Below are 12,842 nucleotides of genomic sequence, written 5' to 3'. Positions count from 1 at the left end.
TTTGCTTCCCTGTAAGCGTACCGAAGTGACAGGTGTCTCTCTTCTCTACTCCCCCACCAAACTTTGTACAAATACCAATCTGCCCTACGAAAGCCTGACTATCAAGCCTTTTGTTATCCTTAGTACTGCACTAGCGTGAAGATATCATAATCACTGTCAATCTTTTCACGACCGCCCACATATGTCAGCTCGATCAGGAACGCAAGACCGACGATTTCACCGCCGAGCTGCTTCACGAGATCAATCGTCGTCTGGATCGTGCCGCCTGTAGCAAGCAAGTCGTCTGCAATCAGGACACGCTGACCTGGTTTGATCGCGTCTTTGTGCATCGCAAGCGCATCTTTTCCGTATTCGAGTGTGTATTCTGCCTGAATCGTTTCGTACGGCAGCTTGCCTTTTTTACGAACGGGAGCGAAACCTGCGCCGAGTTCAATGGCAAGCGGGCAGCCGATAACGAAGCCGCGTGCTTCGGGACCAACTACGATGTCCACCTGTTTGTCTGCTGCGAATTTGGCCATTTCTTGAATGGCCGCTTTGTATGTTGGGCCGTCCTGCAGAAGAGTGGTAATATCTTTGAAGCGGATGCCCTCTTGTGGGTAGTCGAGGATCACGCGAATCTTTTCTTTAAAATCCATGAGTAGTTATCTCCTTATTTGGTGCGCTGTCCGCCATATGCGAGCGCAGAAATGCGCACAGTGATTGGTATGAGGAATATAGTAATTCAGTTTCTACTTCGAGTGCCGACTGCTGCTGCCTGTAAAGCGTGGACGCTGTCAGATCTTTTTTGGCCGGGTTTGCCGCTAAGCGGTATTCTCGTCCAGTGTCCTCCAGAAACGCAAGCTCGGTAAAGACAGACAAAATGAATTGAGTGGCAGACGGTGTCAATTTTTTCGCCTGCGCAAGATGCTTCACATCAGCATACGCCACTGCTTTATGCTGATATACCGTTTTGTACACGTCTTTAAACTGCTGATGCGTTGGAATAGATGGCAAAGACGTCGGCTCTTCTCCAAACAAACAGTACAGACGATCTACGTCTGGATGTCTGGCAAGTGCTGTCTCCAGTTCTTCCCTGGAAGCAGGTAGATCGTACAATACAACCTGTGTATGTGCATCTCCTGCTGTCACAAGATTAGAGAATGTCGGGAGAATGCGGGAGAATGCCTGCTGATTGTGCTCCCGGAACGCCACTATACGCACCGGCTGTCCTGCTTCTTCAAGCAGACTCAGCTTCTCTTCTTTACTGCGTGCACCTCGCCAGTCAAAAATCTGCATGCCCGGTACACTAATATCTTTCAGGATAAACTGTGGGCGGCGGGTATTATTCCATTCATTAACAGATAATTCGCCAACCACATTCACTTCTCCTTGTGTCGGCAGTTCCGGCACGATGTCGGCCATTTTAAATCCGATGCCGTCGAGCTTCACGCCATCCTGACGGAACTGACATTTGATATGATTCTCATCTTTGCCAATAATACGCAGATCGGCAATCTCAACACCTTCCATGACAATGCGCGGACTCGGGTTGCCGATGCCGAACGGTGCCATACGCTCAATCTGCTCAATCGTCTGGAGATTCGCTTCTTCGAGTGTACAGACCGCATCCACCTTCGTAATCGGGATATAATCCTCGTCTGTTAGCCATTCCTGTGCCAGTGTATTCAAGCGACGGCGCAGCGCGTCCACGTTCTCTTCCGCAAGTGTCATACCAGCTGCCATCGGATGCCCGCCATAATGCGGCAGGATGTCCGCGCATTCGGTCAGTGCCCCGTACATATTAAACCCCGCAATGCTACGGGCCGAGCCTTTGGCCTTGCTGTGTTCCCGGTTGATGCTTAATACGATGGCTGGACGGTAGAAACGCTCTACCAAACGAGAAGCGACAATCCCGATGACCCCTTCATTCCACCCTTCTTGTGCGACGACAATGACATTCGTCTGCTCATCCGGCATGGCCAGCACGAGCTGTTCCGCTTCGGCTGCAATCGTTTCCACCAGTTCCTGCCGCTCCTTATTCAGTTCGTCAAGCTCCTGTGCATAACGCTCCGCTTCTTCTGGATTGTTCGTAATAAACATCTTCACAGCACGATCTGCTGTCTCCAGGCGACCTGTCGCATTAATACGCGGCCCCATCCCGAAGCCGATATGATACGCTGATACTTTGCCTTCGATGCCACATACTTTTTTGAGCGCCTGGACGCCCGGATTCACTGAACGGTCGAGTGCTTGCAGACCAAGTCTGGCAATCAGCCGATTCTCATCCACAAGCGGCACCAGATCGGCAATCGTACCAATCGCTGCGATCTCCAGCAGATGATGCGGAATATCGTCGAGCAGCGCATGCGCGAACTTGAACGCGACCCCGGCACCTGCGAGCATATCGAACGGATACGGACAGCCTGGCTTTTTCGGATTAATGACCGCGTATGCATCCGGAATTGTTTCTGGCGGTTCGTGATGGTCCGTAATAATCAGATCAATGCCCAGCTCTTTTGCTGTTTCAGCTTCCTTCACCGCACTAATCCCAGTATCAACCGTGACAACCACACCGAATCCGTTCTCCGCTGCCTTGACCAGCGCCTCTTCATTCAAACCGTATCCTTCTGTAAAACGATTCGGTATGTAATATTGAAACACAGCGCCTGCCATCCGTAGCGTGTGCACCATAATGCTTGTACTTGTCACGCCATCGGCATCATAATCGCCATAGATTAAAATCGGCTCCCCAATCTCAATCGCTTCACGCACACGGGCAATCGCCTTCTCCATACCATCAAGCAGGAACGGGTCATATAAGTCTTCGGCACTTCCACCAAGAAACCGCTCTGCCTTCTCAGGTGTATCGATCTCGCGCCCAACGAGCAGATGCGCAAGCAACGGGGAAATGCGTAATGTCTGTGCAAGCGTTTGTACGGCCGCTTCGTTATTTGCTTTCGTCTTCCAGCGGGTTTTCGATTTAAGCACGTTTCTCCCACCCTTCTTAAACACTTGTTCATTATACAGGACACAAGAAAATAGGGGCAACTGCTTTTGGGGTTGTCTGGCTCAAAAGTGCGGTGGAGGAGCGGAGGAGGAAGGCGCTTTGTCACTTCATTACGCTTACAAAGAAGTAGAGACTGTCCCCTTCCGCTAGGTAATCGCGTAAAAGCGTTCCACAGCACCTTCCTCCTCCACTCCTACCCGAATTTTGACAGACAACCGCCAAACAATAGGAATATTGGGCTTCGCTATGCAGGTAAAAAAACAACTAATTCCTTTCGCTAAAGCCACCAAATACCGTGTGAATCATCCCTTACGTTGAACGAGCTTTTGTAAATCCAAACGTTGTTGGGAGGGGGGAAGAAGGGATGAGTAAGAGAGCGCCTTTACGCGACTACTCAGCGGAGGGAGAACGACGAACGGGCCTTTGCCCGCAATCCTTCGGTGAATCGACATCGTAAGCTTTCTTTGCGGGCGAGTTCGTCGAGCTCCCAGAGCGGACAGCCCCCACTTCCCTGCAAGCGTAATCAAGCGAACGGCTCATCCCTTCTCTCACTCCCACCACTACACGTTGTCGATTCCACAAAAAAATAGCTGCCCCACTCGCTCATGGGACAGCTTTTGTATACGGCTATTCTACTACGCAACCTTTTTTTGCTTTTTAAAATCACGTTCACGCCATGACACCCAGATCTGACTGGCAATGAAGATGGAAGAGTATGCCCCGAAGATCAGGCCGATGATAAGCGCCAGCATAAAGTTGCGGATGCTCTCCCCACCGAAAATATACAGGGCCAGTGCGCAGATGACAACTGTCAAGACAGTATTAATCGAACGCGCCAATGTTTGTCCAATACTATAATTGACCAGGTCTTCAATATCCTGAGTCGATTTCAGCTTCGCGTGTTTCAAGTTATCGCGAATCCGGTCAAAAATGATGATGTTATCGTGAATCGAATACCCGACGATGGTCAAGATCCCCGCAATGAACGGCAGATCGACTTCAATTTGGAACAGGCTGAAAATCGTGATGACGAGGAACACGTTATGCAGCAGCGCCAGAATGGATGAGAACGCAAAACGGAACTCGAAGCGAATCGTAATGTAGAGCACAATGAACACGGACGCAATAAGAATCGAGTACACTGCCGAACGCGCCAGCTCACGACTGATGATCGGATTTACGGTACTTTCCTGTAAGGAAATGTTTTTTCCATACTTATCCTGCACAGCTTTGGTCAACTTCGCAAATTCATCCTTGTGAATCGGCTCCGCAAACTGAATAACCGCCATATCCTTCTTATCTCCAGCTGTCGTTACACTCCCCGTTTTAAGCCCTGTCTTCTCGACGATCTGCTTCACTTCGTCTTCCTGGAACGTTTTACCGATTTGCACCTGCACACGCGTTCCACTCTTGAAGTCAACGCCAAGATTTAATCCCATTGTCAAAAGAGAGATGATCCCGGCTACGATCAGAACAAGTGATACGATAAAATATTTCTTGCGGTGCTTAACAAAGTCAAGCTTGTACTCATCAAACTTCTGATTATAATTCACGAATGTCACGCTCCTTTACCCCATAATAACCGGGCTTATTGAACAAGTTGGAGCGCACGGCCAGATTGAGCAGAAGCCTTGAACCTGCTACTGCTGTTACCAGGCTGACCAGAATACTTAAAATCAAGGTAATCGCAAAACCACGGATGGAGCTTGAACCAAACCAGAACAGTACAATCGCCCCGATAATACTCGTTACATTCGCATCCAAAATCGTACTCAACGAGCGTTTGGAACCGGCACGCATCGCAGACAAGTACGACTTGCCGCTGCGCAGCTCTTCTTTAATCCGTTCATACATAATGATATTCGCATCGACTGCCATCCCGATCCCAAGGATGAACGCTGCAATCCCTGGAAGCGTTAAGGTTGCATGCATCAGGTTCTGCATCAACATCAGGAGATAAATATAAGCGACCAGTGTAATGCAAGCAATTACGCCCGGCATCCGGTAGTACACCATCATGAACACAAGCACGATAGCTGTCCCGATCAGACCCGCTTCTACACCGCTATGCAATGCTTCCTGACCAAGCTTCGCACCGACACTTGTGGAGAATACTTCCTTCATCTGAACCGGAAGTGCCCCAGCATTCAGAATCGCCGCTAGATTTTTCGCTTCTTCAATTGATTTCTGACCATCAATCTGGGCTACACCGTTCGGAATTACACTTTGAATCGTCGGTGCTGTAATGAGCTCCTGATCCAGGTAGATTGCCATAGGTTTGCCAATATACTTCTGTGTTACGTCCGCAAATTTCTTCGGATCTTTGAACTTCAGCGACACAATCGGACGCTGATATTGATCGAACGCTCCTTGCGCTCCGTTCTCCGCCAGGTCGCCACCATCCATCAGGATTTTGCCCTGAGCGTCACGGAACGTCAATTTCGCTGGTTTACCAATCAAATCCCGCGCCTTCTGCTGGTCAGTAACACCGGCAAGACGCACGCGAATCCGGTTCTCCCCTTCCGCCTGAATCTCAGGCTCAGATACACCGAGAACATTCACACGGCTCTCAAGTGCATGCACCGCATCCTGAAGCGTCTGCTTCGTTGCTTTCTGTTTCGGATCCAGCGGTGCTACTTCGTACAGGATTTCAAACCCTCCGCGCAAATCAAGGCCAAGGGTTGTATTCATTGCTACTTTTTTGCCGGTCATTGCCACTGTGCCGAAAATGACAGCAGTAATGATGAGCAAGGTAACAATGCGACTCCACTTAATCATCTCCCGTGTTTCCTCCTTTTTCAAACCAATACACTCTATTATAAGCGTCTATAAATTTTACTGTCAATTTTTCGGCAGAAGAGGAAAAATGGAAGACTTCCATAAAATTCACATCTCACCTTTGAATGCCCGCATCGTCATCCAGTTCATCAGACGTCCCGGCTTCAATGATAGGATGTCATTCACAACCCGGTGCAGTGGGGGAATCTCCTTATATTTCTCCGATACACAGTTCCAGATCTCCTCAGGTGTTATGTTCTCATATCCGAGCAGGTGAAACTCTTGTATTTTCAACTCGCATATGTACATGATGTCTTGTTCGAACGGCTTTTTCTCCATCGCGTTGTCTCATCCTCTCGATCAAAGTCATGTTTGGGGTAGGTACATGCATATGTTTAGGCAAAGATTCTTCCATTCTAAAGCGAGGCGTTTATGTCATGAGCAAACAAACATTTATGAAAGGAACTCTCATTCTTGTTCTGGCCGGTCTCATCGTCAAAGTTCTGGGCTTCGTGAACCGGGTTATGCTAGCACGCATCATCGGAGCAGAAGGACTCGGGCTATACCAGATGGCCGTTCCAACCTTCATACTAATTATCTCACTCGCCACATTCGGTCTGAACATCTCCGTTTCCAAACTGATCGCCGAAGCCGATGTTGCGGGTGACCGAAAACGGGTACGTGCCATCTTGCAGCTCTCGCTCGCCATTGTATCTGTCCTAAGTTTTGTATTTACGACGATTATGATTGTCGGTGCATCCGTGATTTCCCGCTATTTTTTAACGGACGAGCGTGCCTTCTATCCACTGATCGCGATTGCGCCGATCGTACCACTTGTGGCGATTTCATCTGTGTTACGCGGCTATTTCCAGGGGCGACAAAATATGACTCCTACCGCCTCCTCTCAAGTAGTCGAACAGATAGTCCGCATGTTTACGGTCATCATTCTCGCCAACTGGCTCATGCCCCGAGGGGTTGAATATGCTGCGGCAGGTGCGATGCTCGGCGTGGTATGTGGTGAAGCTGTCGGTATGGCCAGTCTGTTATTTCAGTTCCGTCGCCAGCGACTGCCGAAGCCTGTGGGTAGTGTGGGACGCTTTCGTGACTTGCTCGCGAATCATCGCGATACACTGCGCAGTCTGTTTGCCATCTCACTTCCCGTCACAGGGAGTCGGCTCATCGGCTCGCTCACCTTTTTCATTGAGCCGATTATCGTATCACAAAGCCTGGTCTTAGCAGGTCTGTCCGCTTCTGCCGCCACGAGCTTCTACGGTCAGTTAGCCGGGATGGCGATTCCACTTCTGATCTTTCCGACTTTTATTACGTATTCGCTTTCCGTTTCGCTCGTTCCTGCTGTGGCAGAAGCAGCCGCCCAGAAAAACACGCGCCTCATTCACCGCCGCCTCTATCAATCAGTCCGCCTAGCACTTGTGATTGGTGCACCGTTTGCTGCTCTGCTGTATGTATTTGCCGAACCGCTTGCGGAGCTTCTCTACCACGACAAGCAGGTCGGTCATTTCCTGAAGTTGATGGCACCATACTCCCTGTTTTTATATTTTCAGGCACCGCTACAGGCGGCACTTCAAGGTCTAGATCATGCAGGGGAAGCGATGCGGAATACCATCATTGGAGCAGTTCTAAAAACACTTGCGATTTTTGCGCTGGCATCTCGGCCCGAACTCGGCGTGGATGGAGCTGTGCTGTCTGTTAATATTAGCATTCTATCCGTAACCCTTCTTCACTTCTACAGTATCAGCCGTCTGACCGGCTTTACAATCAATCTCACCGATACGGTCAAAGTGCTCGGGAGCATCATCGTCATCGGCTATGCTGCCTCATACACCGCGTCATACAGCATCTCTCATGCCATCTCGCTCGTCACGGCGATCAGTGTATCCATTGCAGCGGCCTTCGTTTTGTACACGCTGCTGCTAATCGGGCTTGGCGTCGTCGGCAAACAGGACGTGCAGCGCATTCCGTGGATCGGACGAACGCTTGCTTATTTCCTGCCCCGCCGCTAGATTTGTATGTGCCCCAAACAACCTGCACATAATCCGGCAGCTCGGCTCATATAGTGATGACAGAAAGCGAGGTGTTGTGCAATGTGGAAAGTGGGACAGGTAAAACTGCCGATGCTTGCCGGGTTCGTCTATGCGCTTGCAATCGTACTGATCGGAGCACTCGTAACATCAAGTATGCTGGCGTTCTCGGACACAAAAGAGTCTTCCTTGCCGCTATACGTCTATATGGTAAACGGGTTTGCTCTGTTTATCGGGGGATTCGTCTCCGGGAAACGCAGCGGCGAGAAGGGCTGGTATTATGGCGGACTGACTGGACTCTTGTATTTTTTATTCATGCTGCTTGTGAGTTTCCTTGGATTTGATGCCAAAATGGGAATGACGCAGGTGTATCAGTTACTTATGGCACTTGCCTGCTCAGCAATGGGCGGTATCATCGGAGTAAACATGTCTGAAAAAAAATAATGCTTTTTCTTTTCTTTTTTCGTACAATAGGTACAGAAAACACGGATCAGACTGAAATAACATTCAGCGATCGGTGTTTTCTACGTTTTCGGGGGCAATATATAGATAAAAATTACAGGAGAAAAACATGGTTACAAAATTAAAGCGTTTTTTGATTGGCAGACCGATGAAATCCCATCAGTTAGCCGAAGAGAAGTTGAGCAAGTTAAAAGCGCTTGCTGTTCTATCTTCTGATGCTCTGTCTTCTGTCGCATATGGGACGGAGCAAATTTTGCTTGTTCTTATCACATTGGGAGCGGCAGCACTCTGGTACTCCATTCCGATCTCGATTGCAGTTCTTGGACTGCTGACTATCCTGGTTCTATCTTACAGACAGACGATTTATGCCTATCCATCCGGTGGTGGCGCTTATATTGTGGCTAAGGATAACCTGGGTATATCAACTGGATTGGTGGCCGGCGGTTCTCTTTTGGTGGACTATATCCTAACCGTAGCCGTAAGTGCTTCGGCTGGAACAGATGCAATCACGTCTGCCATTCCCATACTTCATGACCACCGGGTTGCCATCGCAATCCTGATGATTCTGGCACTCACACTGCTGAACCTGCGAGGCATAACGGAATCTGCCTCTATTCTCATGATACCGGTGTACTTATTTGTCGTGGCTGTTTTCATTTTGATCATCGGTGGTGGATATCAGTGGGCGACGGGGCATGTCCAGCAGGCAATACCTTCAACATACGGCACAGCTGTACATGGAATTACGCTATTTATTCTACTGAAAGCATTCAGTTCCGGTTGTTCTGCACTTACAGGTGTTGAAGCCGTATCAAATGCCATCCCTAACTTTAAAACACCTGCTGAACGAAACGCAGCCAAAACCCTCATGATGATGGGAGTAATTCTTGGAACGATGTTCATCGGTATCAGTCTACTAGCCTATGCGTACGGTATTGCACCAAAGGCTAATGAAACCGTAGTGTCACAAATTGCATCTGCTACTTTTGGGCGTGGAATTGTTTATTATTTTATTCAAACGGTAACAGCCGCAATTTTATTCCTCGCAGCCAATACGGCCTTTGCAGCTTTCCCTCTTCTTGCTTTTATGCTGGCTAAAGACCGATTTATGCCGAACATGTTTACGGTACGCGGTGACCGACTTGGATTCTCGAACGGAATCATTGTACTGGCGATACTATCTGCAATTTTAATCATAGTCTCTGGTGGCGATACCGAAAATCTAATCCCGCTATATGCAATTGGTGTATTCGTTCCGTTTACACTGTCACAGGCTGGCATGATGAAACGTTGGATCACAAAGAAACCAACGGGCTGGATCGTTCCGTTCACGATTAACACAATCGGTATGCTGACGACTCTGACCATCAGTTTAATCTTTCTCGTAACCAAATTCTCACAAGTATGGCTGATCTTCATCTTTCTTCCAACTGTTATTATGATTTTTAAGAAGATCAATCAGCACTATCGTGATCTGGCTGATGAATTACGGATTGACATTGCGACAGAAAAGCCCGCCCCAAAGGGCAGTGTAATCGTCATTCCCGTTGCAGGTATTACACAAGTGGTACGGAACTCGATTAGCTATGCTCAATCGCTTACTGATGATGTGGTCGCCGTATATGTAGGGTTTGATGATGAATCCATTAAGAAAATGCAACGAAAGTGGGAAGAATGGAATCCAGGTGTCCGGTTAATCGTATTGCGTTCCCACTATCGTAGCATCGTACGGCCCTTAATGAAATTCATTGATACGGTGGAATGGAAAACCGCAGCCACAGATCATGTTACTGTACTCGTTCCGCAATTCATTACAAAGAGTCGCTGGCACAATTTACTTCACAATCAGACAAGTCTCTTGTTGCGGGCTTATCTATTTGCACGACAAGATGTTAAGATCGCTACCGTTCCGTATCGTTTGAAGAAATAAAGAAAGATAACAACCTCTGCAACATGAAAACGGTGGCCCGCTATGGGACCACCGTTTTGTTTTACTTGCTCTCTTCTTCTTTCTTCTCAAGAGACGGAGCCGCTGCCTTCTCACCGGCTACATTTTGTACCGCTACTTTATCAAACGTCAGCTTATTGCCACCTGCGTTCAGTACGACTGTACCTGCTTCTTCGTTAATCAGATCAATCGTGCCATGCAGGCCACCGATTGTTACAACTTTATCTCCTTTTTTCAGCTGACCGAGCATAATATTGCGTTGCTTTTGACGCTTCTGATTCGGACGAATCAGAAGGAAATAAAAGATCGCAAACATAACTACCCATAGTATAATCGATTGTGCTCCCTGTCCCATTGTAATAAAATCCTCCTTTTTTCACTTAATGTATAGTATATTCTTGTCCCAACGCATTGCGTCGGATTAAAACCCTCGTGTTTCCGTAATGCCATAGCGAGCAAAAAATTCATCCCGGAAATCGCCCAGACGGTCTTCCATAATTGCTTCTCGCACCTGCTCCATCATTTTGAGTAGGAAATGGAGGTTATGAGTTGTCGTGAGACGCACACCGAGAATCTCATCACAGCGGATAAGGTGACGAATGTAAGCACGTGTATAGTTACGGCACGTATAGCAGTCACAGTTCGGGTCAAGCGGCGTAAAATCATTCGCATACTTCGCATTGCGAATCACGAGACGTCCCTGACTTGTCATGCATGTGCCGTTGCGTGCGATTCGGGTCGGCAACACACAATCGAACATATCAATACCGCGAATCGCGCCTTCAATAAGCGCATCTGGAGAGCCAACCCCCATCAAATAGCGCGGTTTGTTATCCGGCAGAAGCGGCACCGTGTAATCGAGCACTTCATACATCAAATGATGCGGCTCACCTACACTTAACCCTCCGATCGCATAACCCGGGAAGTCCAGCGATGTAATATCACGCGCACTCTGCTCACGCAGGTCGCGATACATGCCGCCCTGTACGATGCCGAACAATGCCTGATCATGTGGACGTTTATGCGCTTTCAGGCAACGCTCTGCCCAGCGGGTTGTCCGCTCCATTGAGGGGCGCACGTAATCTTTTTCCGCCGGATATGGGGCGCACTCATCGAACGCCATCATAATATCGGCGCCGAGCGCATTCTGAATCTCCATCGCCTTCTCCGGACTGATGAACAGCTTCTCGCCACTCAGATGAGAGCGGAATGCGACTCCTTCTTCATCAATCTGGCGCAGATTGCTCAGGCTGAATACCTGGAATCCACCGCTGTCTGTCAGAATCGCGCGATCCCAGTTCATGAACTTGTGCAAGCCGCCTGCTTCCGCAACCAGTTCATGGCCCGGACGCAGGAACAGGTGGTATGTGTTGCTCAGAATGATCTGAGCGTTCATCTCTTTTAATTCTTCCGGCGTCATCGTCTTGACGGTTGCCAGTGTACCAACCGGCATGAAGATCGGCGTATCAATCGTGCCATGTGGCGTGTGAAGCTTGCCGAGACGGGCGCCAGTCTGTTTACATGTCTTAATTAATTCATAGCGAACTGCCAAGGTGTTTCCTCCTGTTTCCTACAAAATAAGCATCGCATCGCCAAAGCTGAAGAACCGATATTCCTCTTCTACCGCTTCCTTATAAGCACGCAGAACATGTTCACGTCCTGCAAGTGCACTGATCAGCATAACAAGCGTCGATTTCGGCAAGTGAAAATTCGTCACCATGCCATCAATCACGGAGAACTCGTAGCCCGGATAAATAAAAATCCCCGTCCAACCTTCTTCGGCCCGAAGTTCCCCGTTATATTTCTTCCCGATCGTCTCAAGCGTACGGCAGGACGTTGTCCCCACAGCTATAATACGGTTACCACGCGCTTTCGTTTCATTAATAATGCGAGCGTTCTCTTCATTCAAGCTATAAAACTCGCTATGCATCTCATGCTCTTCAATCGTATCCGCCGATACCGGACGAAATGTCCCGAGTCCGACATGAAGCGTCACGAATGCAAGATTCACACCAAGCGCTTTGATTTCTTCTAGATAGTCTTCCGTAAAATGTAAGCCCGCTGTCGGCGCCGCCGCAGAGCCACTGTGCTTCGCATACACAGTCTGGTAGCGCTCACGGTCGGATAGTTGCGCCTTAATGTACGGTGGAAGCGGCATCTCGCCAAGTTGATCAAGCAGTTCATTGAAGATGCCATCATATTCAAACTTCATAATCCGGCCGCCAATGTCCGTGCTACCGAGGCATTCCGCCACAAGCAGTCCATCCCCGAACTGAATGCGTGCTCCCTCCCGCACACGCTTGCCCGGACGCACAAGCGTTTCCCACTTATCGTCACCAAGCGGTTTGAGCAGAAGCACTTCAATATGCGCACCCGTTCCTTCTTTCACGCCAAAAAGCCGGGCAGGGATGACACGTGTATCATTTAACACAAGCGTATCGCCGGCTTTCACATATTCCTTTAGGCCAGTAAACTGCCGATGTGCTACCGCACCGCTTTCCTTATCAAGTACGAGCAGGCGCGAGCCTGTCCGGTCTGCAAGTGGATTCTGGGCGATGAGTTCTTCCGGCAGATAAAAGTCAAAATCTTGAACGTTCACGTTCGATCCCTCGATTTCTTTGTAGCCTCA

General features: G+C 48.9%; 11 protein-coding genes. 3 read left to right on the top strand and 8 right to left on the bottom strand.

Annotated elements, in window-relative coordinates:
- Positions 1 to 119: 119 nt before the first annotated feature.
- The 5 genes from CB4_RS06000 to CB4_RS05985 all read right to left on the bottom strand — a co-directional run bounded on the left by CB4_RS06000 (position 120) and on the right by CB4_RS05985 (position 6,103).
- Positions 120 to 635 (bottom strand): adenine phosphoribosyltransferase, encoded by a 516-nt coding sequence (locus CB4_RS06000; protein ID WP_096464058.1) that lies wholly within the window; start codon positions 633 to 635, stop codon positions 120 to 122.
- Positions 625 to 2,967, bottom strand: coding sequence for a single-stranded-DNA-specific exonuclease RecJ (gene recJ / locus CB4_RS05995; protein ID WP_096464056.1), 2,343 nt, complete (start codon positions 2,965 to 2,967; stop codon positions 625 to 627). The genes CB4_RS06000 and recJ overlap by 11 nt, the downstream gene beginning before the upstream one ends.
- Positions 2,968 to 3,621: 654 nt before the next feature.
- Positions 3,622 to 4,539, bottom strand: coding sequence for a protein translocase subunit SecF (secF, locus tag CB4_RS21240; protein WP_172890813.1), 918 nt, complete (start codon positions 4,537 to 4,539; stop codon positions 3,622 to 3,624).
- Positions 4,529 to 5,764 carry a protein translocase subunit SecD gene (gene secD / locus CB4_RS21235; RefSeq protein ID WP_231956160.1) on the bottom strand — a complete coding sequence of 412 codons (1,236 nt, stop codon included), beginning with the start codon at positions 5,762 to 5,764 and terminating at the stop codon, positions 4,529 to 4,531. The genes secF and secD overlap by 11 nt, the downstream gene beginning before the upstream one ends.
- A gap of 108 nt (positions 5,765 to 5,872) precedes the next feature.
- Positions 5,873 to 6,103, bottom strand: coding sequence for a post-transcriptional regulator (locus CB4_RS05985; protein WP_096464054.1), 231 nt, complete (start codon positions 6,101 to 6,103; stop codon positions 5,873 to 5,875).
- A 98-nt stretch (positions 6,104 to 6,201) separates the two neighbouring features.
- On the opposite strand from CB4_RS05985, the gene spoVB reads away from it, so the two are divergent.
- The 3 genes from spoVB to CB4_RS05970 all read left to right on the top strand — a co-directional run bounded on the left by spoVB (position 6,202) and on the right by CB4_RS05970 (position 10,195).
- Positions 6,202 to 7,785 carry a stage V sporulation protein B gene (spoVB, locus tag CB4_RS05980; protein ID WP_096464052.1) on the top strand — a complete coding sequence of 528 codons (1,584 nt, stop codon included), beginning with the start codon at positions 6,202 to 6,204 and terminating at the stop codon, positions 7,783 to 7,785.
- 81 nt (positions 7,786 to 7,866) lie between these two features.
- On the top strand, positions 7,867 to 8,247 hold the full coding sequence (locus tag CB4_RS05975) for a TIGR04086 family membrane protein (protein WP_172890811.1): 381 nt from the start codon (positions 7,867 to 7,869) through the stop codon (positions 8,245 to 8,247).
- Between the two features lie 127 nt (positions 8,248 to 8,374).
- A complete protein-coding gene (locus CB4_RS05970) occupies positions 8,375 to 10,195 on the top strand; it encodes an APC family permease (protein WP_096464050.1) in 1,821 nt (606 codons plus the stop codon).
- A 61-nt stretch (positions 10,196 to 10,256) separates the two neighbouring features.
- Here the strand turns inward: CB4_RS05970 and yajC are convergent, their stop codons facing one another.
- The 3 genes from yajC to queA all read right to left on the bottom strand — a co-directional run bounded on the left by yajC (position 10,257) and on the right by queA (position 12,812).
- A complete protein-coding gene (gene yajC, locus CB4_RS05965) occupies positions 10,257 to 10,568 on the bottom strand; it encodes a preprotein translocase subunit YajC (RefSeq protein WP_096464048.1) in 312 nt (103 codons plus the stop codon).
- 66 nt (positions 10,569 to 10,634) lie between these two features.
- Positions 10,635 to 11,765, bottom strand: a complete 1,131-nt coding sequence (tgt, locus tag CB4_RS05960) for a tRNA guanosine(34) transglycosylase Tgt (RefSeq protein WP_096464046.1) — start codon at positions 11,763 to 11,765, stop codon at positions 10,635 to 10,637.
- Positions 11,766 to 11,783: 18 nt separating this feature from the next.
- Positions 11,784 to 12,812 (bottom strand): tRNA preQ1(34) S-adenosylmethionine ribosyltransferase-isomerase QueA, encoded by a 1,029-nt coding sequence (queA, locus tag CB4_RS05955; protein WP_096464044.1) that lies wholly within the window; start codon positions 12,810 to 12,812, stop codon positions 11,784 to 11,786.
- Positions 12,813 to 12,842: the final 30 nt, after the last annotated feature.

Source organism: Aneurinibacillus soli, from assembly GCF_002355375.1.
GTDB lineage: Bacteria > Bacillota > Bacilli > Aneurinibacillales > Aneurinibacillaceae > Aneurinibacillus > Aneurinibacillus soli.
Note: the sequence above shows the minus strand (reverse complement) of the source record. Positions and strands in the feature narration are given on the sequence as shown.

Excerpts from the sequence above, each read along its gene's own strand:
- CB4_RS06000 (WP_096464058.1), bottom strand. The coding sequence starts at position 635 with ATGGATTTTAAAGAAAAGATTCGCGTGATCCTCGACTACCCACAAGAG.
- secD (WP_231956160.1), bottom strand. The coding sequence starts at position 5,764 with ATGATTAAGTGGAGTCGCATTGTTACCTTGCTCATCATTACTGCTGTC.
- CB4_RS05985 (WP_096464054.1), bottom strand. The coding sequence starts at position 6,103 with ATGGAGAAAAAGCCGTTCGAACAAGACATCATGTACATATGCGAGTTG.
- spoVB (WP_096464052.1), top strand. The coding sequence starts at position 6,202 with ATGAGCAAACAAACATTTATGAAAGGAACTCTCATTCTTGTTCTGGCC.
- CB4_RS05975 (WP_172890811.1), top strand. The coding sequence starts at position 7,867 with ATGTGGAAAGTGGGACAGGTAAAACTGCCGATGCTTGCCGGGTTCGTC.
- CB4_RS05970 (WP_096464050.1), top strand. The coding sequence starts at position 8,375 with ATGGTTACAAAATTAAAGCGTTTTTTGATTGGCAGACCGATGAAATCC.
- yajC (WP_096464048.1), bottom strand. The coding sequence starts at position 10,568 with ATGGGACAGGGAGCACAATCGATTATACTATGGGTAGTTATGTTTGCG.